The following is a 24374-nucleotide window of genomic DNA, read 5'->3' as shown; positions in this document are numbered from 1 at the left end:
CCTTTATAAATCAATAACCTTATGAAACGTATTATAATTCTAGTTTTCGCCATAAGTTTTTCGCAAGCACATATTTCCTGTGCAAAAAGTAAGGAACCCATAAAAGTTTTGATTGTTGACGGTCAGAACAACCACGCACAGTGGCCAAAAACAACGCATATGCTTGCAACCTATTTGAAAGAGAGTGGTTTGTTTACTGTTGATATTTATCGCTCTGCATATACCTGGAAAGGAGAAGAATTTCTTTCCCAATATCCTGTAGAGAAAAAAACGACCCCGTTGGAAAAACCCAAATCTGACACAAACTTTGCACCAGATTTCTCTAAATATGATGTGGTCAGTAACAATTTTGGGTGGAATGCGGCGGAATGGCCAGAAGAAACCAAGCGCTTCTTGGAAAAGTACATGGAAAATGGTGGCGGATTGGTTGTTTTTCATGCTGCGGACAATTCTTTTCCGGAATGGGAAGCGTATAATAAAATGATAGGCCTTGGTGGCTGGGGAGACCGCACGGAGAAAGACGGCCCCTACGTATATTATAATGATAAGGGAGAATTAATACGAGATTTAAGTCCAGGTCCGGCGGGTGCCCATGGGCCACAAAGCGAATATCAAGTGCAGTTACGAAATAGCGCACATCCTATTACCAAAGGAATGCCTGAGGTTTGGTTACATACCAAAGACGAGTTATACAATAGCTTGCGCGGCCCTGCTGAAAACATGGAGGTTTTGGCCACGGCCTACGCGGATCCTGATAATAAAGGTACTGGTAGGCACGAACCCGCACTTATGACCTTGACCTATGGGAAGGGACGTATTTTTCATAATATCATGGGGCATGCGGATTATTCCGTTGCCTGTATCGGATTCATTACTACCATGCTTCGTGGTGCGGAATGGGCGGCCACAGGAAAAGTTACTCAAGAGATTCCAAAAGATTTTCGAACCGCAGATAAGGTAAGCTCTAGAACATTTCCGAATAACTTAAACTACGCAACGGTTCATACGATATTTTGACCGTATTAAGAATACCATGAATTTATCACTTATGCAGTTAACATTAAGCATACCCGCTTTACTATTTCCGGCCATTTCTTTGACCATGCTTGCTTATAATGCACGCTATTTGGCCATTGCTGCGTTGATCAGACAGCTTTATGAAAAGTATCAAGCAAGTTCTTCTGGTCCGTTAGAACAACAAATAAACCAACTACGTAAAAGGCTAGGCATTATAAAAAGTATGCAGGCTACGGCCATCCTTAGCTTTTTACTGGCCGTAATTACCATGTCGCTTATTTATATGGAATTCAATTTTTGGGCTAATGCCATCTTTGGAATTAGCCTCATTGCTCTTATACTCTCATTGATATTATCGTTGATTGAAGTGCAACTGTCTACAAAGGCATTGGAAATACAATTGAAAAACATGGAGGCTTAAATCCCTACATACGGGACAACTTTAACGTTAATTTGTCAGAAACTTCAATTTTTAAAGTCTTATTTTGCTTTCCATAGATGATCAATTATATTGCTATCTTTATTTGCTATCCCAAAACTATAGCTTTTGTGATGAAACGTGTACGGGAACTCCCATTTTTTAAAAATATCAGAGAAGTCAGGGAATTCGATTTTGGTATTTTTTATTACTTCGATGGTCTAGTTATTTCGGAAATAAAAGATGGCGTGATTTTTGATTGGAAAATGGCCGAAAAAGCGGTTATAGCGGCACAGGAAATTTTTGGTGAAAACGCTCCAATTGCCTATATATCCAATAGAATTAACAATTATACGGTATCCCCTACGGATTGGATTAAATTCTACAATAACAGAAATCGATTAAGTTTCTATTCCGTAGTAGGTAGTACGCAAGGAAGTTTTACCAGTTTAGTTCTTGAACGTATGTTTTTTCAAAATTCCATTCATCAATTTACAGACCTGCAACAAGCAATTGATTTTAGTCTTGCTAAAATCGAAGAAAACAGGGCCACTGTCTAAATAGATCATATCACTACTTTCCAAACTATCTTTATGCTAGGGAAGCCCCCACATGAAACAGTGCGTCTCCTTGATTGACCACGGCTTGGTGATTAATACAAATGATGTAGCCGTCCTCAGGGGCCTTTATAAGTTTGGTCTTCTTTCCGTAAATATCCGATACCAAACCTAAAATGACACCCTTTTGCATTTGAGTACCGTTCAGCACCTTAGGTATAAACATCCCCGCAGTAGGAGCTCTGAGCCATCGGCGCTTGTCTAAATAGATGGTTTTCTTCAAGCCGCCATAATCCTCGTTCAAATTCTTTGCCATATCAAAATATCTTAGGATTCTTAAAATACCATCAATCCCGGCAGCAATGGAAAAATCATCGAAACGCATACTTTCACCAGCTTCGAAGACGATTGTTGGTTTGTTCATTAAATAGGCGGCATTACGAAAAGAACCCTTTATCAGTTTAGAAGAGAACGTAAAGGGCGCATTAAAGATAGAGGCCAACTCGGCACTTAAACCATCTTCATGGGTATAACGAATCTGCGGAAAATTATGTCGCTGGCTCCCGCCCGTATGTAAATCGATAGCTATATCTATTTGATGCATGATCTCATTAAGATAATGATAGGCAATTCTACTGGCCATGGAACCTTTTCGGGTTCCCGGAAAACTGCGATTAACATCTTTCCCGTCCGGCACATCCCTTGAAAAATGAATAAATCCGAAAATATTCAGGATGGGTACCGCTACAATAGCACCTTTATCAATGGCAAATAATTTGTCGGCCAACATTCTTCTTACGATTTCTATACCGTTGATTTCATCGCCATGCAAACCAGCTTGTATAAGCAAGGTAGGGCCTGGGTTTTTTGAGTTGAACACATAAACGGGAATGTCTATAAGCGTTCCTGTAGGTAGACGGTCAATACTAATTTTCAAAAGTTTGTTCTCACCAGGAGCAACACATTCCCCTCCAATTATGATTGTCCTATTTTCTTTTGCGAAGTCCATTTCTCTCTACGAATTTTATGATTTTTCGAGCAACATTGATACCAGTGGTAGCTTCGATTCCCTGAAGCCCGGGAGAAGCGTTTACCTCGATTAAAAGAGGTCCTTTTTTTGACCGTATTAAATCTACCCCTGCAACGCCCAAGCCTAAGTATTTCGTTGCATTCAAGGCAATGTACTCCTCCTTTGCCGTTAACTTCACCTTTGCTGTGCTACCTCCCCTGTGAACGTTGGAACGGAACTCGTCCAATTCGCTGGTTCTTTTCATACTCGCTATAATTTTATCCCCAACAACAATAACCCGTATATCCTCGCCATTACTTTCGGCAACATATTCCTGCATCAGGATACTGGTATCCATTTTATAGAACGTATCGATGATAGATTTTGCGGATTTTTTACTTTCTGCCAAAATGACCCCTAGCCCTTGCGTTCCTTCCTGTATTTTGATAATTACAGGAGCTCCTCCAAGAATTTCGATCTGTTCCTTGATATTATCCGGATTAATAGAAAATAGCGTTTCGGGAATAGGTATCCCCTTTCTTGCCATTATTTGAAGGGTTCTCACCTTGTTTCTGGCCCTAGCAATGCTTAAAGATCGTGCTGTACTAAAGACCCCGTTCATTTCAAACTGTTTTACTATTGCTACGCCGTGTCGGGTAACTTTAGTGCCAATTCTTGGAATAATAGCGTCAAACTCATCGGTAATATCTTCTTCCCTGTGATAAATTCTGGGCTGGTCGTTGCCCAATTTCACTGAACATTTGGTATGGTCTATAAGTTCAATATAGTGACCGGACTTCTGAGCTTCTTCAGCGATCCGTTTTGTGGAATAGACGTTCATACTAACAGAAAGTAGGGCAATATCCATCTATAGATTGCTTTCCTTGTTATATAAGTACGTCTTACAATTCATCTACCCTGTTTAATGAAAGCTCCTAAAATAAGCTTTTTACCCCTTAAATTCTAAACAGGGTTTTACATATGATTAAAATGGGTCTAAATAATATACTAAACCCCTTGAAAACTTGTTAATAACTTGCCCGTACCTTAAATTTGTTACGCTAAAAAATCAACAAATGAGTGGATTGTTAAAATCTTCAATAGCCCGAAAAGTAGTGATGGCGCTTTCCGGTCTTTTTCTTGTTCTCTTTCTTGGACAACACTTCGTCATCAATATTACCTCTGTCATTGCACCGGATACTTTCAACACATGGTCACATTTCATGGGTTATAATCCCTTAGTGCAGTACATTTTGCAGCCCATTTTAATTGCGGGGGTCATTGTACATTTTGTGATGGGAATTGCCTTAGAAATTAAAAATAACCGAGCACGCTCAGTGAAGTATGCCAAATATAAGGGTAGTGCAAATGCTTCTTGGATTTCAAGAAACATGATTATCACAGGTCTCGTAGTCTTGGCCTTTTTAGGATTACACATGTATGATTTTTGGGTGCACGAGATGGCATACAAATACATAGAGAATAATCCTGAAGACCCAACAAGGTATTATGTCGAAACGGTAGAAAAATTTGAGCCTTTGGTACGAACCTTACTTTATGTAATTTCTTTTGGACTTTTGGCGCTGCATTTACTGCACGGTTTTGCATCTTCGTTTCAAACCATGGGGGTAAACAATAAATACTCTCCTGCAATACAAACATTCACGAAAATATATGCCATCGCAATTCCTTTGGGCTTTGCATTCATTGCCATATATCATCATCTTAACCCAATAACACATTAAATATGGGCATATTGGATTCTAAAGTCCCTTCAGGGCCACTGGCCGATAAATGGACAAAACATAAAAATGAAATTGACCTGGTAAATCCGGCCAACAAGCGTAATATAGATATTATCGTGGTAGGTACCGGACTGGCAGGAGGTTCCGCAGCAGCAACTTTAGCGGAACTGGGTTACAACGTAAAAACATTCTGCTATCAAGATTCTCCAAGAAGAGCGCACTCCATCGCCGCTCAAGGAGGTATCAATGCCGCTAAGAATTACCAAGGAGATGGCGATAGCAATTACCGTTTATTCTATGATACCGTAAAAGGAGGCGATTATCGTTCCCGTGAAGCTAACGTATATCGTTTAGCAGAAGTATCCGGACAGATCATTGACCAATGTGTAGCACAGGGAGTTCCTTTTGCGCGAGAATATGGTGGGCTATTAGATAACCGTTCTTTTGGTGGTGTTCTGGTCTCTAGAACTTTCTATGCAAAAGGGCAGACAGGACAGCAATTACTTTTGGGAGCATACTCCGCTATGAACCGTCAGATCAATAGAGGTAAAATTCAGCCTTTTAACCGTCATGAAATGATGGATTTGGTAAAGGTAGATGGTAAAGCTCGAGGAATTATTGCACGAAACCTAGTGACGGGAGAAATTGAAAGACATTCAGCACACGCGGTCGTTTTAGCCACCGGGGGTTATGGAAATGTATTTTTCCTTTCCACCAATGCCATGGGAAGTAACGTAATGGCTGCGTGGAGAGCACACCGTAGAGGTGCTTATTTCGCAAATCCTTGCTACACGCAGATACATCCTACTTGTATACCCGTTTCCGGAGATCATCAATCTAAGTTGACATTGATGTCGGAATCTTTACGAAACGACGGACGAATTTGGGTTCCGGCAAGAAAAGAAGATGCCGTAGCCATTCGTGAAGGAAAATTAAAGCCCACGCAACTTAAAGAAGAAGATAGAGATTACTACTTGGAAAGACGTTATCCTGCTTTTGGAAACTTAGTGCCAAGGGATGTTGCCTCAAGAGCGGCAAAAGAACGTTGTGATGCCGGATTTGGTGTAAATAAAACAGGCGAAGCCGTTTATTTAGATTTTGACGCCGCCATAATGCGTTACGGTAAAGAAAAGGCATTGACCTCAGGAATGAAAGATGCCGATGACAAAACCATTAGAGCTTTAGGCGAAGAGGTTATAGAAGCTAAGTATGGAAACCTTTTTCAGATGTACGAGAAAATCGTAGATGAAAACCCGTACAAAACTCCCATGATGATTTATCCTGCTGTGCATTACACCATGGGTGGACTTTGGGTAGATTATAATTTACAGACTACCGTAGAAGGTTGTTATGCAGCTGGTGAAGCTAATTTTAGTGATCATGGAGCGAACCGATTGGGAGCTTCTGCCTTAATGCAAGGACTTGCCGATGGTTATTTTGTACTGCCCTACACTATTGGGGATTACCTCTCGAACGATATTAGAACTGGTAAAATACCCACTGATTCCCCAGAGTTTGATGCTGCGGAAAAAGAAGTTCGCGATAGAATGGAGAAACTAATGAACGGCAAAGGCACCCACTCTGTAGATTATTACCATAAAATATTAGGTAAAATCATGTGGAACAAATGCGGTATGTCCCGTAATGCCAAAGAACTTCAAGAAGCCATTGACGAGATTTCCGCTTTGCGTAAAGATTTTTGGGAAAACGTTCGTGTTCCAGGAACGGCAGATAGTAAAAATCAAGAGCTAGAGAAGGCCGGTCGTGTGGCAGATTTCCTAGAATTAGGGGAATTGTTCGCTAAGGATGCGCTAACACGTAACGAATCTTGTGGAGGCCACTTTAGGGAAGAATACCAAACACCAGAGGGCGAAGCCTTGAGAGACGATAAAAACTTCAAGTTTGTCTCCGCTTGGGAATACAAAGGCGAGCCTAAAGATGCCGTACTGCACAAAGAAGAGTTGAAGTACGAAAATATTGAGTTGAAGACGCGTTCCTATAAATAAAATGCTATGAAATTAACATTGAAAATATGGCGTCAAAAAGATGCTAGTTCCAAAGGAAAAATGATGGATTACACCATTGACGGTATTGATGGCGACATGTCTTTCTTGGAAATGATGGATGTTCTTAATGAAGACCTTATAAACAAAGGTGAAGAACCTGTGGAATTTGACCACGACTGTCGTGAAGGGATTTGTGGCTCCTGTTCTTTACAGATCAATGGCGAGCCCCACGGCCCGGACCGGTTAATCACTACCTGCCAATTGCACATGCGTAAATTCAGTGATGGTGATACCATAACTATTGAACCGTTCAGGGCAAAGGCATTTCCAGTGATTAAGGATTTAATCGTAGACCGTACCGCTTTTGATAGGATTCAACAAGCTGGTGGCTATATATCGGTAAATACTTCTGGAAACACACAGGATGCCAACTCCATTCCTATAGATAAGCACGATGCAGATGATGCATTCTATGCCGCAGCATGTATCGGCTGTGGTGCTTGCGTAGCAGCTTGTAAAAATGCTAGCGCTATGCTCTTTACCTCTGCTAAAGTATCGCAATACGCACTATTACCTCAAGGAAAAGTAGAGGCCGTAGACCGTGTCCAGAATATGGTGCGTCAAATGGATCTGGAAGGTTTCGGCAATTGTACCAATACCGGTGCATGTGAAGTGGAATGCCCTAAGGGGATATCCTTAGAAAACATTGCACGTATGAACCGCGAATATTTAAGCGCGAGCATCAAAGGTTAATTCAATCCCGTTCAAAATTATTTTAAAATCCCACACCTCATCATGTGGGATTTTTTATTTTTAGTTCATGTCCAAACCATACGCTGAAGAACGCATAAAAGTACCTCGTTTTAATGAGGAATCCGGCTTTTATACGACACCTCAACGCTCTAAAATAATGAGCAAAATTAGAGGCAAGAACACCAAGCCGGAACTTGCATTTAGGAAAGCGCTCTACGCGGCAGGTTATCGCTATAGGATTGACTACAAAAAGCTTGTAGGAAAACCGGACATTGCACTACCAAAATATAAAACAGTAATCTTTATTGATGGTGATTATTGGCATGGAAAGGATTGGGAGCTAAGAAAGCCTAAAATTAAAACCAACAGCGCATTTTGGATTGCCAAATTTGAACGCAACATACAGCGTGATAAAGAAGTAAATCTGGCCCTAGCGGAAAAAGGGTACACCGTTTTCCGGTTTTGGGAATCAGAGATTAAAAAAGATATAGGGGCTTGTCTTCAAAAGGTAATCGTCCACTTAAATTCCATGCATACGCGATAATTTTTTATGCGATAAAACTCAATTAGGAAACCTTTGACCTTTGAAAGTCCTAATTTATAATGGCTTTAACGGATTTTTCAACTTCTGTTTATTAGATTAAGAATGAAATTAATTATTAACATTAAAACAATAACAAATGAAGAGGATTGCAATTTTAGCAACAAATGGATTTGAAGAAAGTGAATTAAAATCACCCAAAGAAGCGATGGAAAATGCCGGATTTCAGGTAGATATCGTAAGTCCGGAGAACGGAGAAATCAAAGGATGGGCAAATGGAAACTGGTCCAATACCTACAAGGTAGACAAAATATTGAATAACGTTAAAGCGGAAGATTATAATGCCCTAGTCTTACCGGGCGGAGTGATTAATCCGGATAAACTGAGAAGGAACGACGATGCCCTACTATTCGTGAGGGATTTCTTTAAAATGAAGAAACCGGTTGCGGCCATCTGTCACGCCCCGCAAATTTTGATTAGTGCAGACGTGGTCAAGGGAAGAAAAATGACATCGTTCAGTTCTATTAAGGACGACTTAGTGAATGCTGGGGCCAAGTGGGTAGACCAAGAGGTAGTTGTAGACGAAGGATTCGTAACCAGCAGAAATCCGAACGATTTACCAGCTTTCAATTCAAAGTTGATTGAAGAGATAAAAGAAGGAAAGCACGAAGAACAACATGCGTAGTCTTCTGACTTTATGATTATTGAAGCCCGATGGAAACATCGGGTTTTTTTATGTTCCTAACAGCACTTATTTCCTTAATTTTAAACTGTGCAAACCAATAATTTACAATTCGATTCTAAATTGCCTAAGGTTGAAACCACCATTTTTACAACGGTGGGTAACTTAGCAAGAAAGCATGATGCCATTGACCTATCCCAAGGCTTTCCAAATTTCAAGGCTGACCAAGAACTCATGCAATTGGTGGCTCAAGCCATGCAAGATGGGCATAACCAATACGCCCCAATGCCAGGCTATTTTGGATTGCGCGAGGTTATCTCCCAAAAGATGGATAGCCTACACGGGGCTTACTACCATCCTGAATCAGAAATTACGATAACTGTTGGTGCTACACAGGCTATTTTTACGGCTATAACGGCATTCATAAACCAAGGTGATGAAGTAATCGTCTTAAAACCGGCCTATGATTGTTATGAACCGGCTATTGAACTCAACGGAGGTATTCCCATACACCTAGAACTTAAAGCTCCAGAATATGCGGTAGATTGGGTCGCCTTTAAAGCATTGCTTACGTCCAAAACCAAAATGGTAGTTATTAACACACCGCATAATCCTAGTGGTCTTATATTTTCGAAAGCGGATATGCTGCAATTACAAGCCTTGTTGCGTGATACCGATATTATCTTAATTAGTGATGAGGTATATGAGCACATCATCTTTGATGGCGCGGAACATGAAAGCGTTGCAAGGTTTGAGGATTTGGCTTCGCGCAGTTTTATTTGTGCCTCCTTTGGAAAAACATTTCATGTCACCGGATGGAAAATGGGCTATTGCGCGGCTCCAGGTCCTTTAATGAAAGAGTTTAGAAAAGTACATCAGTTTAACGTATTTAGTGTAGATCATCCTACCCAACGTGCCATGGCGAAATATCTACAGCATAAAAATCATTACACGGACCTGAATGCTTTTTATCAGCAAAAGAGAGATTTCTTTTTAAAGGGTGTAACCAGTTCCAAGTTTCTTTTTAAACCGACCATGGGCACTTATTTTCAATTATTGGATTATAGCCAAATCACAGATGAAGCGGACGAGGATTTTGCTAAAAGGTTAATAATTGACTATAAAATAGCCAGCATTCCTATTTCGTCCTTTAATGTGGACAATAGGGACGACAAGGTACTTCGGTTCTGTTTTGCCAAAAAGGCAGAAACCCTAACCAAAGCCTTGACCGTTCTTAACCGACTTTAAGGCATTGCGGCATTTACCTTGGTCATGAACGCTCCTATTTTACTAGGATCTAACCATCGGGTAACCACGACCAAATCATTGTCCCGGTCTACGACGATAAAATTTCCGCCAAATCCTGCAGCATAATAGATGTTTTCCGAAAGACCTTCCCAGTGCCTATCCCCTTTTTTATTAAGCCACCACATATAGCCATAATTTGGATTTGGAGCAGAGGACGTAATGGCCTGTTCAATCCACTCGTTGCTAATTATGGATTGATTTTTCCATTTGCCATTGTTCAAGAACAAAAGTCCAAAACGGGCCATGTCTTCGGTATTTATAAAAAGGCCTGCGCCAGAATGACCGCCGCCCGTGACCGATTTCATTTTAATTCCATCTATTTCTGTCCAAGCATGGTCATAACCGTACCACCGCCAAGTTGAAGAAGCACCGATATGGTCCATAATATTTTCTTTGAGAACCTGTGGCATGGGCTTACGCCACACATGAGTAAGGGCATATGCCAAAACATTGACTCGAACATCGTTATATTCCATTACGGTTCCCGGTTCTTTGGGAAGTGCAAATTTCCAATCATCTACATTACCCTCCCTCGGTGGTCGGTCGGCCCAATCCTTACCTCCCCAAAGCGCTCCCGACCAAGCTGAATTTTGCTGTAGTAAATGCTCCCAGGTAATCTTTGAGTTATGGGCACCATCAAAGGTTCCATCCCAAATATAATCTCCAACTTTATCATTGGTACTGGAAATGATTCCTTTATCAACCGCCAAACCTGCCATAGTACTCAAAAAACTCTTGGTGACACTAAAGGTCATGTCTATCCTTTTGGTATCTCCCCACTGGGCAATAACATATCCGTTTTTAAGGATCATTCCCGCAGGTCCGCCTCTTTTTTTCGTAGGACCCAAAATCTTATGGTAAGGTTCCCGTTCAAAACCCTTAAGAATAGCAATACGCAAATCTCGTGAACCATTGTATTCGTTAGACTCCGCAAACGAAATGGCCTCATTAAGTGCGGAACCATCTACTTTAAATGCTTTTGGAACCTTATGTTCCCAAGCCAAATTTTTATCCGGAAAATAGTATTCTTGTGCAGTTATTGCGGTTGCTCCGAAAAGTAGCAGTGTAAATAGAATGAGGTATTTCATGGTAAACCTTTATGAGGTCCTTAAGTTAATCAAATCAAAACGCATTAACCAATCCTTTTGTTTATCCGAACCAATATAATAAGGATGCGTCCCGAACTTCTTAAAGCCATGTTTTTCGTAAAATTTAATCGCCTTTATATTTCTTTCCCAGACACCTAGCCATAAAAAGGATTTACCGGCTTCGGCCATTAACTGTTTAGCCTTATTAAGGATCATTGCTCCATATCCATTGCCCTGAAATTCGCGCACCACATAGATGCGTTCCAATTCCATACTTTCCTCCAGTTTCAAATCAGACTGGGCATCATTAGTATTCAACTTAAAATACCCAATTCTAACCTTCTTTAGGTAGGCGAAATAAAATGTCGTATTTGGATTTTGAAATTCTGCCGTGAGCCTTTCATTACTAAAAGCCACTTTCATGTAGTTCTCAAAATCCTCTGGGTCGTTATCTGCTGCGAAAGCTTCAGAAAACGTCTTTTTTGCCATCTTAACCAAGATTTCCAATTCTTCTTTTTGGCATTTTTTATAGGTAACCATCACACTACTAAAATAAAAAAAGGAGCAAATAAATTTGCTCCTCTACGGGGGAATTTTGATGTTACATTATTTATATCATAAACAACTTCTTAGTCAGTTTAAAAATTCCTTTCAGAAATTCTCCGATATGCATAGTTGGTTCTTCTTCTATGGCTACTGTTTTTTGATTCGTTGGGGTTTGCATAATAAGTAGGTATTTCATTATTAATTTTGTTTTGTGGCGAAATTACTTCCGGTAACTCTTACCAAGTATGTTCCATTTTCACTAGCTACCATCTTTACCTTATCGTCCGGGAAATCGGTCCCAGGGTAAGAAATGGTGTATATATCATCTTCTACCGTCCATCTAAAATCTGTTAAGAAGGTTACCTCTTCACCATTATATCCATGAAACCTTCCTAGATACACATCATTAAAAATCCACTCTTCCTTGTCTACGGTCATTTTATTACTATTGGTGGCCGTTTTGACATTATGTTGCCAAATACCAATTACTGGGTCATCATTTATCTCTATTTTTGAACATGATGCGAAAAGAATGCATACTACTAAACATTTGAAAAAAGTCTTCATCTTGGGTTAAGTTTTTAAAAGCGATTTGGGATTCACTTTAATTACAATACAAATATATGAAAGAATTTTCTTACAAAAACAATTAATGTGACAAAATACTCATTTTTTGTGGTCAGCTGAACGAATATAAAAATATAATCGTTGAAATGACATTTTTTGTCGTTTAAATACAAAATTATCTTAATTAGGTTATCTATTTATGTGAATTTTTCCGTTTTATGCGGAGATTCAAGAAGTTTCTACGTCGTATAAAGCTTCAAAAAGCACTTAAGATATCCCCGTTTCAAAAATTAAAGCATAAAAAAGAGCGACTTGGGGGAGTCGCTCTTTTATAATCTATTCTTTTAAAGAATCTATAACATAAATAGTTTTTTGGTCAATTGTACAATTCCGCTGAAAAAATCATTTCTGTAAACTTGTACTTTCTCTTCTGGTGCAATGTGGTTCGTTTGGGAATTCATTTGGGTAAAATTTATTTTTTTATTGTCGGTTGTTATTTTTCTACACGATAAATATAACATCGATAATTCGTTTTTTCAGCATTATTGTTGCGAACGCATTCTAAAATGTTGTGAAAAAAACGAACCGTTTCCTTTCATCGATAAAATGCATACTATATTCAATCTAATTGCATCTCCTTCACGTTGTCCGATACCTGCAAGTTTCCTTCGGTTGCGGCCTTAATCTGCTCTATGCTAACGCCAGGGGCGTGTTCTAAAAGCAAAAAGCCTTTTGGGGTAACCTCTAATACTGCCAAGTTCGTCACGATTTTCTTAACACAGGCAACTCCCGTTAAAGGAAGCGAACACCTTTTAAGCAATTTAGACTCACCCGCTCTGTTGGTATGCATCATAGCAACAATGATATTTTCAGCAGAAGCTACCAAATCCATTGCCCCTCCCATGCCTTTCACCATTTTCCCAGGTATTTTCCAATTGGCGATATCTCCTTGCTCAGAGACTTCCATAGCTCCTAAAATAGTTAAGTCTACGTGTTGCCCCCGAATCATATTAAAGCTCGTAGCCGAATCAAAAAAAGAAGCGCCAGGAAGTGTGGTTATGGTTTGTTTACCTGCATTAATGACATCCGCATCTTCTTCGCCCTCATATGGGAATGGCCCCATACCCAATACGCCGTTCTCGCTTTGGAACTCTACACTAATATCGTCCCTCACAAAATTCGCGACCAAAGTAGGGATGCCTATACCAAGATTCACATAATACCCATCTCTTACTTCTTTGGCGATACGTTTCGCAATTCCATTCTTATCCAACATAGTCTATGCTCTTTGTCTTATGGTTCGCTGTTCAATTCTTTTCTCGTAAGACGTTCCCTGTAAAATACGCTGAACAAAAATACCTGGAACATGTATTTCATTGGGATTCAATGCTCCGGCAGGAACCAGTTGCTCTACTTCCGCTACGGTAATTTTAGCGGCCCCACACATAGCCGGGTTAAAGTTTCTAGCAGTTCCTTTAAATATAAGGTTACCGGCCTCATCCCCTTTCCAGGCCTTAACGAACGAAAAGTCGGCCTTAAAAGCCTCCTCAAGCACATACATTTTTCCGTTAAATTCTCTGGTCTCCTTCCCTTCTGCAACCTCCGTTCCGTATCCTGCAGGTGTAAAAAATGCTGGAAAACCTCCTTGTGCAGCCCTACATTTCTCAGCTAGGGTACCCTGAGGTGTTAACTCTACCTCTAACTCGCCACTAAGCATTTGTCTTTCGAATTCGTCGTTTTCTCCCACATAGGAAGAAATCATTTTTTTTATCTGCTTTTGCTGTAATAAAAGACCTAAGCCAAAATCATCTACCCCTGCGTTGTTCGATATACATACAATGTCCTTAATCCCCATTTTAACCAGTTGCCCTATCGCATTTTCAGGGATACCACACAACCCGAATCCTCCAAGCATAAACGTCATACCGTCCTTTACGCCCTCTAGCGCTTTCTCAATATTAGGTACAGTTTTGTTTATCATAATTATAGATTTATCCTCCTTCTAAATTACTGCTTTTAAATGAAATCTCACTAAAAAAAAAGACCCTGCGCTGTGCAGGGTCTATTCTATTAAAATAAGAAACCTATGGTTTTTTAGAAATCTAAATCCTCTAGATCATCTTCTAGCTCAATGTCCTGTTTCTGGTTTTCCACAAACTTTTCACAATCCGTAATTATCGACATGTTATCCGGTTTCTCAAAATCGCGCTTAGAAATACCTAATTCCTCATTCGCATAATTCTTTTTCATATATAATCCCCAAATGGGTAAGGCCATTGCTGCGCCTTGACCGTATTTAATATTTTTAAAGTGTATGGAACGTTCCTCACCACCTACCCAAACACCCGTTACTAAATTGGGTACCATTCCCATAAACCAACCATCACTGTTGTTTTGGGTAGTCCCCGTTTTACCGGCAATCGGGTTGGTAAGCTCGTAAGGGTAGCCTGTTATAATCTCTTTATAGACTGAATTATTCTTATTATAACTATGTCGTAATCTCGTTCCAGAACCTCCCTGAGTAACACCTTTCATTAAGTCTACCATGGCATAGGACACTTCTTTACTTAGCACGTCCTTTGTTTCCGGAACGTACTCGTACAGCACAGTTCCGTTCTTGTCCTCTATACGCGTTACCATTACCGGTTTCACGTAGACTCCTTGGTTGACAAACGCGCCATAGGCCCCAACCATTTCGTACACGTTAACCAGTTCTGTTCCCAAGGCAATAGCGGGTACAGGTAATATTTCATTGGTGAAACCTAAATTTTTTACGATAGAAACTACAGACTTAGGCCCTACCTTATCTATTAACTGGGCAGTGACCGTATTCACTGAATTTGCTAAAGCATATTTTAAGGTCATATCCTTTCCGGAGTACTTAAAATCAGAATTTCGCGGGCACCACGGTTCCATATTCCCGTGTTTGCCAGCTTCTATACAGTATTGCGTGTCTGGCAGTGTCTCACAGGGAGATAAACGTAATTGGTCAATGGCCGCAGCGTAAACGAACGGTTTAAACGTAGATCCAGCCTGTCTAGAACCTTGAATCACATTATCATATTGAAAATGCTTATAATTTATGCCTCCTACCCAAGCCTTAACGTGGCCGGTCTGCGGCTCCATGGACATCATTGCCGCTCTAAGAAAGGTCTTGTAATACCGTATAGAATCCAAAGGTGTTAAAACGGTATCTTTTTCCTTGGTATCGCTCTTCCAATCAAATACGGTCATTTCGGTCTTCTTGGTAAAAGAATCTCGTATCTCTTTTTCAGATTTCCCAGCCTCTTTCATTTTTCTCCACCGTTCCGATGTTTTTATAGCGCGTTCCATAATACGCTCGGTTTCATCATCGGTTAAGTCTAAAAAAGGAGTAGTTGGGTTCCGTTTCTTTGTATTTTGAACGAAAAACTCTGCTTGTAAGCGCTCCATATGTTGGGACACGGCCTCCTCGGCATTCGCCTGCATTTTAGAATCTATGGTCGTATAAATCTTAAGTCCATCTAAATAAAGATTGTACCTATCCCGTTCCCCTTCAAGGGCCGGTTTTGGATTTTTTTCAATCCAGTCTTTCATGAACCGTTGCAAATACATTCTGAAATAGGTAGCCAGACCTTCTCTATGGTTCTCTGGATTAAAATTTATGTTCATCTCCAAGGCCCGGAGGGAGTCTCTTTCCTTCTCGGATATAAACTCATACCTGGCCAACTGTCCTAAAACAATGTTTCTCTTTTTCTGTGTGAGCTCCTCCCGTCGCAGAGGATTGTACAGGGAAGAATTTTGCAGCATTCCCACTAACATGGCAGACTCCTCCATTTTTAAGTCTTTTGGTTCCTTACCAAAATAGATTCGTGAAGCAGAACGAATACCATCGGCGTTATTACCAAAATCGTAAATATTAAGATACATGGCAATGATTTCCTCCTTGGTATAACTGCGTTCTAACCTAATCGCTAAAACCCATTCCTTTATTTTCTGCTGAATGGTCTCGAATTTATTTCTAGACCGTACGCCTACAAAAAGTTGACGTGCCAATTGTTGGGAAATAGTACTTGCACCTCCTCTTTTACCAAGAAAAAATGCGGCCCTTAAAGTTCCTCTGGCATCTATTCCCGAATGGTCCCGAAAACGAATGTCCTCGCTGGCAATTAAGGTGTTCACCAGATTTTCTGGGAGATCTTCGTATTTAATATCCGTACGGTTATCATCTAGATAAAATTTACCTAATAGCTTATTGTCCGAAGAGAGTATTTGAGAGGCTAAATTTGTTTGCGGATTTTCTAGATACTCATAGGGTGGTAATTCTCCGAACAGACCCCACGAAGCAGAAAGAAATATTAATGCAACGAAAGCTATACCTGAAATAAATAAAATCCAAAACCATTTGATAAACTTAAAAAAGCCCTGAGGCTCTTTCTTTTTAGCGACTTTTGCCATTAGCTTAGGGGTTACTCTTTGTTATTTCTATACCTACATCCGTGATACCTTCCAATGCTATAATACCGGAAACAGTACCGTTTTTTCGCATAGCGTGGGATATCTCTAAATTATATACGCCCTTGGCAGGGAAAACGATGTTTTCCTTGTACCAAAGTTTGTTTTCCTTGATGCTTCCGTTTCCCTTCCCCAGCCACGTTCCATCCGGCAGGGCCATTTTATATTCTAAAGTGTCCTGCAACACCTCTCCGTTCGGTGTGGTTAAAGCTGTAATCAGAAAAAGGTTGCTGTAGGGAAAATTATCATCGTTCCTCACATTGATGAACATATGATGATTCTGGACCGTATCTAATTCAGTGAAAGAAAATTGAACAACATTGTCCCTGTTCCAAACAGCGCCGTTTATGCTCTTGTATTCCGTATGGGCCACGTTGGTATTACAGGAAGCTATGATAATCGTGAAAATTAGCAGACAACTAATGCTTCGCATTTTTTTGATTTCTTTTTCTATTGTTGTTCTTTTTACGGTTCCTATTTTTATTTCTGTTGTTCCTGTTGCTCTTTCCTTTAGGCCTGTCGAACCTTGTGAGACTATCTTGCCCTACCACATTTTCAAAAACGACCTTTTCCTCTACACTATTTTCCAAGGCATACAGTTCTAGACTCGCTACTTTTTCCTTTTTCCTGTTCTTTTCGAGAATTTCATTGGTCTGGTCTTTGGAAAGCACATGCCAGTTCGCAGGTTCGTCCTTATAGGAAAACCACAACATTTCCTTAAAAATATCCGTTTTTTGGCAAAAGGCAAGCCCTTTCTCGGTAAATAGTTTAGTGTCCTGAGACGGAAAATCTTTCAATGCATCCAAGTAAGCATCGAGCTCATAGTTTAAGCAACATTTTAACTTTCCACATTGACCGGCCAGTTTTTGAGGATTTAAGGAAAGTTGCTGATAACGGGCAGCAGAAGTACTCACGGACCTAAAATCCGTTAGCCAAGTAGAGCAACATAATTCCCTGCCACAAGAACCGATTCCGCCAAGACGTTGTGCCTCTTGCCGGTATCCTATTTGGCGCATTTCAATGCGAATACCAAATGCTTTGGCCATGTCCTTTATAAGCTGACGAAAATCAACACGCTCCTCTGCGGTGTAGTAGAATGTAGCCTTGGAACCGTCACCCTGAAACTCTACATCAGAGATTTTCATCTGTAATTTCAATATGATGGCTATTTCCCTGGCCCTTTTCTTTATCTCTTCTTCCCGGTTCCTACATTTCTGCCAAATATCAATATCTTTTTGGGAAGCTTTTCTGTAAACCTTGGCAAAATCCTCGGATTTATAGTCTTCTTTCTTGCGCTTCATCTGAACGCGCACCAACTCTCCGGTCAAGGTAACCATACCTATGTCGTGACCAGATTGGGCCTGTGTAGCGACAATATCGCCAATAGAAAGTGAAAGGTTTTCTGTGTTCTTAAAGAACCCTTTTCTGCTATTTTTAAATCTTATCTCAACGAACTCAAAAGGCTTCTCTCCATTGGGTAACGCCATATTGGAAAGCCAATCGAAAACTGTTAATTTATTGCAACCATCTGTACCGCAAGTACCATTATTCTTGCATCCCTTTGGTTGTCCATCCTTGCCGGTAGAACAACTACTACAACCCATATTTTATATATTGATTTGACAGGAACAGTCTAATTCCGCCAAAAAAGGTTCATAAAAACTTAATGGTAAAGATAGTGTTTTTTTAATCCGATGTAAAGTACGGCGCCAGAGTGCTCCCCGTCAAGAATGAGGTAATCGTTATATTGCTTTTTTGATGGTCATAAAGTAACAGCCCAAAGTTGTACTATGAAAAAAAGCACTTTCAGGAACCGAAGCGTAAGTACTACTTTTTGAACTTTAATACTTCGGAGCGACCTTTTTTAAAAATCTTATTACTGACCGTTTTTCCTTTTCTCAAAGCTTTCTGCTCTTCAAAAGGCAGCTCGTGAACCTCTTTACAGTCGTCCGAACAGCACTGATTCATTTTTTCGGCACACGACGGGCACTGAATGAACAGTAAGTGACACGCTTCATTTGCGCAGTTCACATGCTCGTCGCAAGGTTCCCCGCACTGGTGGCATTGTGCTATAACATCATTACTGATACGCTCTCCTCTCCTATGATCGAATACAAAATTTTTACCCCTGAATTTATTCTCTAGATTTTGGTTTTTTACCTGCCGCGTGTATTCAATGATACCACCCTCTAATTGATACACCTGTTGAAATCCTTTGTGCTTGTAATACGCACTTGCTTTTTCGCAACGTATACCACCGGTGCAATACATTACTAATTTTTTATCTTCCTTATGGTCCGCTAAATCTTTCTCAATAATATCCAATGAATCACGAAAAGTATCCACGTCCGGGGTCATTGCATTCTTAAAATGGCCTATTTCACTTTCATAATGGTTGCGCATATCTACCAAAATCGTATCAGGGTCCTCAATGAGTTCATTAAAACGCTTGGCATCTACATGAATCCCTCTATTGGTAACGTCGAAAGCGGCATCATTAAGACCGTCCGCAACAATTTTATGACGCACTTTCACCTTCAATTTTAAAAAGGACATATTATCCTGTTCAATGGCAATGTTCAAACGAACATTTTTCAAGAAAGAAATACTGTCCAAATGGGATTTGAACGCATCAAAATTCTCGGCTGGCACAGAAAGTTGTGCGTTTATACCTTCGTGAGCAATATAAATGCGCCCGAGAACTTCTAACTCGTTCCAATGAATAAAAAGATGATTCCGGAATAAAGCCGTGTTGGCTACGTGTGCATATTTATAGAAAGAGATGGTAAGGCGTTCTTTTCCGGCCTCTTCAATTAAAGATGCCCTTTCCTTTGCACTTAATGTATTGTACAGTTGCATGCTATACCAATTATTTAAGTTAAAGAATAATTCTTAAGTTGCCAAAGGTACAAAAATCAGTTTTTCTTAGTCCAAGCGCAGCTTTTAAAAAAAGCTTATCAAAAACAAAAAGAGCCTTGATTACTCAAGACTCTTCATTCGGCTATTCCATTTTTCTTCTTCATAGCATTCTTTGAAAATGATAAAAGGAGATAGCCACCAATCTCCGCTGACACTAAAAACAACGGATTATAACCAAATAACCAACAGACTTTTTAAATAAGATAACAATTATAGAAAATGGTTGCGTAATAGCACGCTATATTATTCTTTTCAAAAAAGAAGTGTTAATTTAGCTACCCTAAAAATGAAAAGATGAGTTCCGAAAAAGATGCAAAATTAAAAGCCCTTAAACTAACGTTGGATAAAATGGACAAGACCTATGGTAAGGGTGCTGTCATGAAAATGGGAGATAGCGTGGTTGCGGATGTTGAGGTGATACCTTCAGGTTCTTTAGGGTTAGACATTGCCTTGGGAGTAGGTGGATATCCGCGTGGAAGAGTTATTGAAATATACGGTCCGGAATCATCTGGTAAAACTACATTAACACTACATGCTATAGCGGAGGCTCAGAAAAACGGTGGTATTGCCGCTTTTATAGATGCGGAACATGCTTTTGACCGTTTTTATGCCGAAAAATTAGGGGTAGACATTGATAACTTAATTATTTCCCAACCGGATAATGGGGAGCAAGGTTTGGAAATTGCGGACAATCTAATTCGCTCCGGAGCTATTGACATTGTAGTAATAGATTCCGTTGCCGCTCTTACACCAAAAAGTGAGATTGAAGGAGAAATGGGCGATTCAAAAATGGGCCTACATGCCCGTTTAATGTCGCAAGCCTTGAGGAAATTAACGGGTTCCATCAGCAAAACGCATTGTACCGTTATATTCATTAACCAGTTGAGGGAAAAAATTGGTGTTATGTTCGGTAATCCAGAAACTACTACTGGCGGTAATGCCCTTAAATTCTACGCATCCGTTCGATTGGATATTAGAAGATCCACCCAGATAAAGGATACGGACGGTAATGTTCAAGGAAACAAAACAAGGGTAAAGGTCGTAAAGAACAAAGTTGCGCCTCCTTTCCGCACCACTGAGTTTGATATCATGTATGGCGAAGGTATTTCCAAAGTAGGAGAAATCATAGACTTGGGTGTTCAGTATGAAATCATCAAAAAAAGTGGTTCATGGTTCAGCTACGGAGATACAAAATTAGGTCAAGGTAGGGACGCAGTAAAGTCATTGTTGCTAGACAATCCTGAACTTTTTGAGGAATTAGATGTAAAAATTAGGGAGGCCATTAATACCATTAACTCCTAATACATCATTTTTTGCAAGGTTTACGCAACCTTTAGGATAGATTTTCATCTTTAAAGAAAAGAAATTATCGTAATGGGAAGAAAAGTTATTTTCCTGGTGATATGTTTTACTTTATTGCTGTGTGGTTGCTCCAATGATGATGGTCCAAATTTTCATTTTACGGCATTACAAATAATCAGTGCCGATGTCCCGGAATCGTTTGAACTAAATCAGACCTATCAAATAAACGTTACCTATAACCTGCCTGACGGTTGCACCGCTTATGAGGGTTTCGATATAAGTGACGAAGATACCACTACAAGAAATATCGTTGCCATAGGTTCTGTTAGAACGGACATAGAGGCATGCACACAGATAGTTACAACAGAAGAGGCATTTTTTAATTTTACGGTCATCTACAACCAACCGTATACCTTTAAATTTTTTCAAGGAGAAAATAGTGATGGGGAAGCTGAATTCCTTGAAATAATTGTGCCCGTAAATTAAAAACCAACTTAATCCAACCAATCTTAGTGAGTCTAGAACAGCTCATACATAACTGTAAAAAGGGCGACCGAAAGGCGCAGGCTCAGCTGTATAGAAAATATTCCGCTGTTCTTTTTGGCATCTGTCTTAAATATTCCAAGAACAAGACCGAAGCGGAAGACAGTTTGCATGATAGTTTTATGACCATTTATGATAAAATTGAGCAGTATAAGTCCAAAGGGTCTTTTGAAGGCTGGATGAAAAGAATTACAGTAAACACCGTGTTACAAAAATACAGAAAGGAAGAACCTTTAAATGTTGTGCATGAAAATACGGAAGAAGAAGTAACCGTGGATTCCTCTTTTGAGGATATTGGATTACAGACCTTGTTGGAATACATAAGGGAGCTTCCCAATAAATACAGAACAACTTTTAATTTATACGTACTTGACGGGTACACACATAAAGAAATAGGTGAGTTGCTGGGTACTAGCACCGGAACATCAAAATCTAATCTTGCTAGGGCACGAATGCTCTTAAAAGAGAAAATAGAAAACAAAATTTCTCAATCAATTATCGGGATGGTAATACTATTGGGAAGCTATATATGATTCTAAAGAATCAGAATAAAAAATTAAAGTCTTAAAAAGATGGGCAAAAAGAAATTAGACGAACTATTCCAAGATACATTCTTGGACTTCAAGGAAGTTCCCGACGAACATGTCTGGAAATCCATTGAGGCGTCATTGAACAAAAAGAATAAAAAACGTGTGCTGCCGTTGTGGTGGCAACTAGGCGGTATCGCCGCAGCTTTGTTAATTGGGTTTGTACTGTTCAATCCATTTGCGGAAAACAATACAACAGAAGAAATAATAACGGACGTAGAACATAATGCACCTGAGATAAATACAAACGCTATTGATTCTACAGGAATCAAAAAAGCAGATTTCAATACTCGTATTGTAGATACTACAGCTATTACTTCCAAAGAAGAAATGGAACATAATCCTGGGAAAAATGTGATACAATTGGCCAATACGCCTAAAGTTAAAGAGAGTAGATCCGATAGCGACCAAAATATGTCAAAGCAAAAATCGAAGATAGCTACGGACAATTGGAATTCTAACGAAGAAACCGTAGCGCAAACAAAAGAAAAGAGTCCGGTCAAAAAGAGTAAAAAAGAACAAAACAAGGGCTCAAATTTTACGAATGACGTATTTGCCAATGAGACTGAAATTGCGCAATCTAATCGCACTACAAAGGAGAAGGTGCTTCAGGAGGAACTATCAAATACTGATGTTTCTCCAAAAGATAGAAGCTTAGAAACTACTACTACCAGTAATCCTGAAACAGCTCTAGCTGCAAATGCAGATGACGAGAAAGAAACCGAGGAAATAATTGAAGACCCTAAGAAAAAATCCATCTTCGAAGAAATCGAGGAACAAGAGGCCGTAGTGGTTGCTAAAGGTAATACCAAAAAATGGTCCGCTGGCCCTAGTGTAGCTCCCGTTTATTTTAATGCGATCGGGGAAGGCTCTTCTGTACATTCCATATTCGTTCCCAATTCTAAATCGGGGAATATCAATCTTAGCTATGGATTGTCGGTTGCTTACGAGATAGGTCCTAAGCTTACCGTTAGATCGGGAGTGCATAAGGTAGATTATGGCTATGATACGAACGATGTTGCATTCTCCTCTTCCTTAGTAGCTTCTACCAATGGTCAAATTGACAATATTAATTATTCTGCAACCTCAAAAAATCTGGTGGTATCTAGTAGAAAAGGTGGGAACGCAAATGCCGTCGTTAGTAACGAAGCTATAGATGTGTCGGCTCAAAACCCGGAAAGAGACGGGGTAATGTCCCAACAATTAGGATATGTTGAGGTTCCGGTAGAACTCAATTATGCCCTTGTGGACAATAAGTTCGGGGTAAATCTTATCGGCGGAATTAGCTCCTTGTTCTTGATAGACAACTCCGTAGCCCTTACATCTGGAGGTCTAACGACGGAAATGGGTGAGGCCAATAATGTAAACGACCTAAATTTTAGTGCTAATGTGGGTCTCGGGGTGAATTATAAATTCTCGCCTAAAGTACAATTCAACTTAGAGCCTGTGTTTAAATATCAACTGAATACATTCTCTGAGACAGATGGTACTTTTAACCCCTATTCCTTAGGTATATACAGCGGGCTTAGCTTTAGATTTTAAATAGTACGGGCATTGTACAGTTTTAAATCGGCCAAAATAACTTCGCGCACTTCTTCTCTAAGGGTAGACTTGTCCTCTGCCCCCAAAATACCCGTTTCAAAAAATTCATGCACCTTGGCCCTAGTCCTTCCCGGACCTCCACTAAAAAAGGTGAACGAAAATCGTTTTTTGTTATCGTAAAAAGTAATGGGAACTATAGGTATTTTATGTGCTATGGCCATTTTAAAAGCGCCGTCTTTAAAAGAGTCCAAAATCACGGTCTCTTCTGGCACGCCACCCTCGGGAAAAATACAAATGCTCAGACCCTGTTGTAGGCGTCTTTGGGCCCTTCTATAAACGCCGGTCCTGCTTTGCGTATCCTCTCTATCTACCATGATACATACCCGTTTATAAAAAAATCCAAAAACAGGTATTTTCACCAGTTCTTTCTTGCCAACGAACACAAAGGGGTTTTTACTAACGTAGAGCATGAGCATTATATCCAACATACTAGTATGGTTGGCGACCAACATGTAGCTCTGCCCTTTTAAAATAGGTTGTTCAAAGGTAACGCTAGGAGGGCATCCCATGCCATAAAGTATTGGTTTTGCCCAAAGATTACGTGCCAACCAAAAGAACTTAGGGTACCAAGCTTCCCTAGAAACAGAAACTAGTAGTAAGGGAAAGAAAATGAATATGGGGATAGCCACCATGATATAGAACCAAATACGGTAAAAAGTCTGGCCTATACGCTGAACCATTTTGAGCATA

Annotated in this window: 26 protein-coding genes; 13 read left to right on the top strand and 13 right to left on the bottom strand. The window is 39.9% G+C overall.

The genetic code is table 11. The features are described 5' to 3' along the window. Positions 1-21 precede the first annotated feature (21 nt). The 3 genes from BFP77_RS07650 (at position 22) to BFP77_RS07640 (ending at position 1995) form a co-directional block, all read left to right on the top strand. The gene (locus BFP77_RS07650) at positions 22-1017 is read left to right on the top strand and encodes a ThuA domain-containing protein (protein ID WP_099573442.1); all 996 of its coding nucleotides are present in this window, start codon (positions 22-24) and stop codon (positions 1015-1017) included. 31 nt (positions 1018-1048) lie between these two features. Further along, complete coding sequence (locus tag BFP77_RS07645; protein ID WP_099573509.1) at positions 1049-1438, top strand: DUF2721 domain-containing protein; 390 nt, start codon at positions 1049-1051, stop codon at positions 1436-1438. Between the two features lie 131 nt (positions 1439-1569). After that, positions 1570-1995 (top strand): hypothetical protein, encoded by a 426-nt coding sequence (locus BFP77_RS07640; RefSeq protein WP_099573508.1) that lies wholly within the window; start codon positions 1570-1572, stop codon positions 1993-1995. 31 nt (positions 1996-2026) lie between these two features. On the opposite strand, the gene BFP77_RS07635 is transcribed toward BFP77_RS07640, so the two are convergent. Both BFP77_RS07635 and BFP77_RS07630 read right to left on the bottom strand, forming a co-directional pair. Continuing rightward, a complete protein-coding gene (locus BFP77_RS07635) occupies positions 2027-3001 on the bottom strand; it encodes a succinylglutamate desuccinylase/aspartoacylase family protein (RefSeq protein ID WP_099573441.1) in 975 nt (324 codons plus the stop codon). Beyond that, positions 2979-3869, bottom strand: a complete 891-nt coding sequence (locus tag BFP77_RS07630; RefSeq protein WP_099573440.1) for a RimK family alpha-L-glutamate ligase — start codon at positions 3867-3869, stop codon at positions 2979-2981. Before BFP77_RS07630 ends, BFP77_RS07635 begins: the two co-directional genes overlap by 23 nt. 208 nt (positions 3870-4077) lie before the next feature. Between BFP77_RS07630 and BFP77_RS07625 the strand changes: the two genes are divergently transcribed. The 6 genes from BFP77_RS07625 (at position 4078) to BFP77_RS07600 (ending at position 9976) form a co-directional block, all read left to right on the top strand. After that, positions 4078-4746 carry a succinate dehydrogenase cytochrome b subunit gene (locus BFP77_RS07625; protein WP_099573439.1) on the top strand — a complete coding sequence of 223 codons (669 nt, stop codon included), beginning with the start codon at positions 4078-4080 and terminating at the stop codon, positions 4744-4746. Positions 4747-4748: 2 nt separating this feature from the next. Then, complete coding sequence (locus tag BFP77_RS07620) at positions 4749-6752, top strand: fumarate reductase/succinate dehydrogenase flavoprotein subunit (RefSeq protein WP_099573438.1); 2004 nt, start codon at positions 4749-4751, stop codon at positions 6750-6752. A gap of 6 nt (positions 6753-6758) precedes the next feature. Next, positions 6759-7505 (top strand): succinate dehydrogenase/fumarate reductase iron-sulfur subunit, encoded by a 747-nt coding sequence (locus tag BFP77_RS07615; protein ID WP_099573437.1) that lies wholly within the window; start codon positions 6759-6761, stop codon positions 7503-7505. 67 nt (positions 7506-7572) lie between these two features. After that, positions 7573-8049 carry a very short patch repair endonuclease gene (locus BFP77_RS07610; protein WP_099573436.1) on the top strand — a complete coding sequence of 159 codons (477 nt, stop codon included), beginning with the start codon at positions 7573-7575 and terminating at the stop codon, positions 8047-8049. A gap of 136 nt (positions 8050-8185) precedes the next feature. Continuing rightward, entirely contained in the window at positions 8186-8731 is a 546-nt protein-coding gene (locus tag BFP77_RS07605; protein WP_099573435.1) for a type 1 glutamine amidotransferase domain-containing protein, read from the top strand. Between the two features lie 87 nt (positions 8732-8818). Continuing rightward, positions 8819-9976 carry a methionine aminotransferase gene (locus tag BFP77_RS07600; protein WP_099573434.1) on the top strand — a complete coding sequence of 386 codons (1158 nt, stop codon included), beginning with the start codon at positions 8819-8821 and terminating at the stop codon, positions 9974-9976. Here the strand turns inward: BFP77_RS07600 and BFP77_RS07595 are convergent. The 10 genes from BFP77_RS07595 to trhO form a co-directional block, all read right to left on the bottom strand. After that, a complete protein-coding gene (locus BFP77_RS07595) occupies positions 9973-11124 on the bottom strand; it encodes a serine hydrolase domain-containing protein (RefSeq protein WP_099573433.1) in 1152 nt (383 codons plus the stop codon). The genes BFP77_RS07600 and BFP77_RS07595 overlap by 4 nt on opposite strands. A gap of 9 nt (positions 11125-11133) precedes the next feature. Then, entirely contained in the window at positions 11134-11613 is a 480-nt protein-coding gene (locus BFP77_RS07590) for a GNAT family N-acetyltransferase (RefSeq protein ID WP_257212903.1), read from the bottom strand. A gap of 121 nt (positions 11614-11734) precedes the next feature. Beyond that, the gene (locus BFP77_RS17300; protein WP_257212902.1) at positions 11735-11866 is read right to left on the bottom strand and encodes a hypothetical protein; all 132 of its coding nucleotides are present in this window, start codon (positions 11864-11866) and stop codon (positions 11735-11737) included. Between the two features lie 2 nt (positions 11867-11868). Further along, entirely contained in the window at positions 11869-12237 is a 369-nt protein-coding gene (locus BFP77_RS07585) for a hypothetical protein (RefSeq protein WP_099573431.1), read from the bottom strand. Positions 12238-12856: 619 nt separating this feature from the next. Beyond that, positions 12857-13513, bottom strand: coding sequence for a CoA transferase subunit B (locus BFP77_RS07580; RefSeq protein ID WP_099573430.1), 657 nt, complete (start codon positions 13511-13513; stop codon positions 12857-12859). Between the two features lie 3 nt (positions 13514-13516). Further along, the gene (locus tag BFP77_RS07575) at positions 13517-14218 is read right to left on the bottom strand and encodes a CoA transferase subunit A (RefSeq protein WP_099573429.1); all 702 of its coding nucleotides are present in this window, start codon (positions 14216-14218) and stop codon (positions 13517-13519) included. 113 nt (positions 14219-14331) lie between these two features. Beyond that, on the bottom strand, positions 14332-16674 hold the full coding sequence (locus tag BFP77_RS07570) for a penicillin-binding protein 1A (RefSeq protein WP_099573428.1): 2343 nt from the start codon (positions 16672-16674) through the stop codon (positions 14332-14334). A 4-nt stretch (positions 16675-16678) separates the two neighbouring features. After that, on the bottom strand, positions 16679-17164 hold the full coding sequence (locus BFP77_RS07565; RefSeq protein WP_099573427.1) for a gliding motility lipoprotein GldH: 486 nt from the start codon (positions 17162-17164) through the stop codon (positions 16679-16681). After that, complete coding sequence (locus tag BFP77_RS07560; RefSeq protein ID WP_099573426.1) at positions 17151-18335, bottom strand: PSP1 domain-containing protein; 1185 nt, start codon at positions 18333-18335, stop codon at positions 17151-17153. The genes BFP77_RS07565 and BFP77_RS07560 overlap by 14 nt, the downstream gene beginning before the upstream one ends. 223 nt (positions 18336-18558) lie before the next feature. Then, a complete protein-coding gene (gene trhO / locus BFP77_RS07555; protein WP_099573425.1) occupies positions 18559-19590 on the bottom strand; it encodes an oxygen-dependent tRNA uridine(34) hydroxylase TrhO in 1032 nt (343 codons plus the stop codon). A 354-nt stretch (positions 19591-19944) separates the two neighbouring features. On the opposite strand from trhO, the gene recA reads away from it, so the two are divergent. The 4 genes from recA to BFP77_RS07535 all read left to right on the top strand — a co-directional run bounded on the left by recA (position 19945) and on the right by BFP77_RS07535 (position 23624). After that, positions 19945-20952, top strand: a complete 1008-nt coding sequence (recA, locus tag BFP77_RS07550; RefSeq protein ID WP_099573424.1) for a recombinase RecA — start codon at positions 19945-19947, stop codon at positions 20950-20952. 72 nt (positions 20953-21024) lie between these two features. After that, a complete protein-coding gene (locus BFP77_RS07545; protein WP_257212901.1) occupies positions 21025-21438 on the top strand; it encodes a hypothetical protein in 414 nt (137 codons plus the stop codon). A gap of 26 nt (positions 21439-21464) precedes the next feature. Then, a complete protein-coding gene (locus BFP77_RS07540; protein WP_099573423.1) occupies positions 21465-22028 on the top strand; it encodes an RNA polymerase sigma factor in 564 nt (187 codons plus the stop codon). 39 nt (positions 22029-22067) lie between these two features. Further along, on the top strand, positions 22068-23624 hold the full coding sequence (locus tag BFP77_RS07535) for an outer membrane beta-barrel protein (RefSeq protein ID WP_099573422.1): 1557 nt from the start codon (positions 22068-22070) through the stop codon (positions 23622-23624). Here BFP77_RS07535 and BFP77_RS07530 read toward each other — a convergent pair. Continuing rightward, positions 23621-24373 carry a lysophospholipid acyltransferase family protein gene (locus BFP77_RS07530; RefSeq protein WP_099573421.1) on the bottom strand — a complete coding sequence of 251 codons (753 nt, stop codon included), beginning with the start codon at positions 24371-24373 and terminating at the stop codon, positions 23621-23623. The genes BFP77_RS07535 and BFP77_RS07530 overlap by 4 nt on opposite strands. Position 24374 lies beyond the last annotated feature (1 nt).

Source organism: Maribacter sp. 4U21 (assembly GCF_002742365.1).
Taxonomy (GTDB): domain Bacteria; phylum Bacteroidota; class Bacteroidia; order Flavobacteriales; family Flavobacteriaceae; genus Maribacter.
Note: the sequence above shows the minus strand (reverse complement) of the source record. Positions and strands in the feature narration are given on the sequence as shown.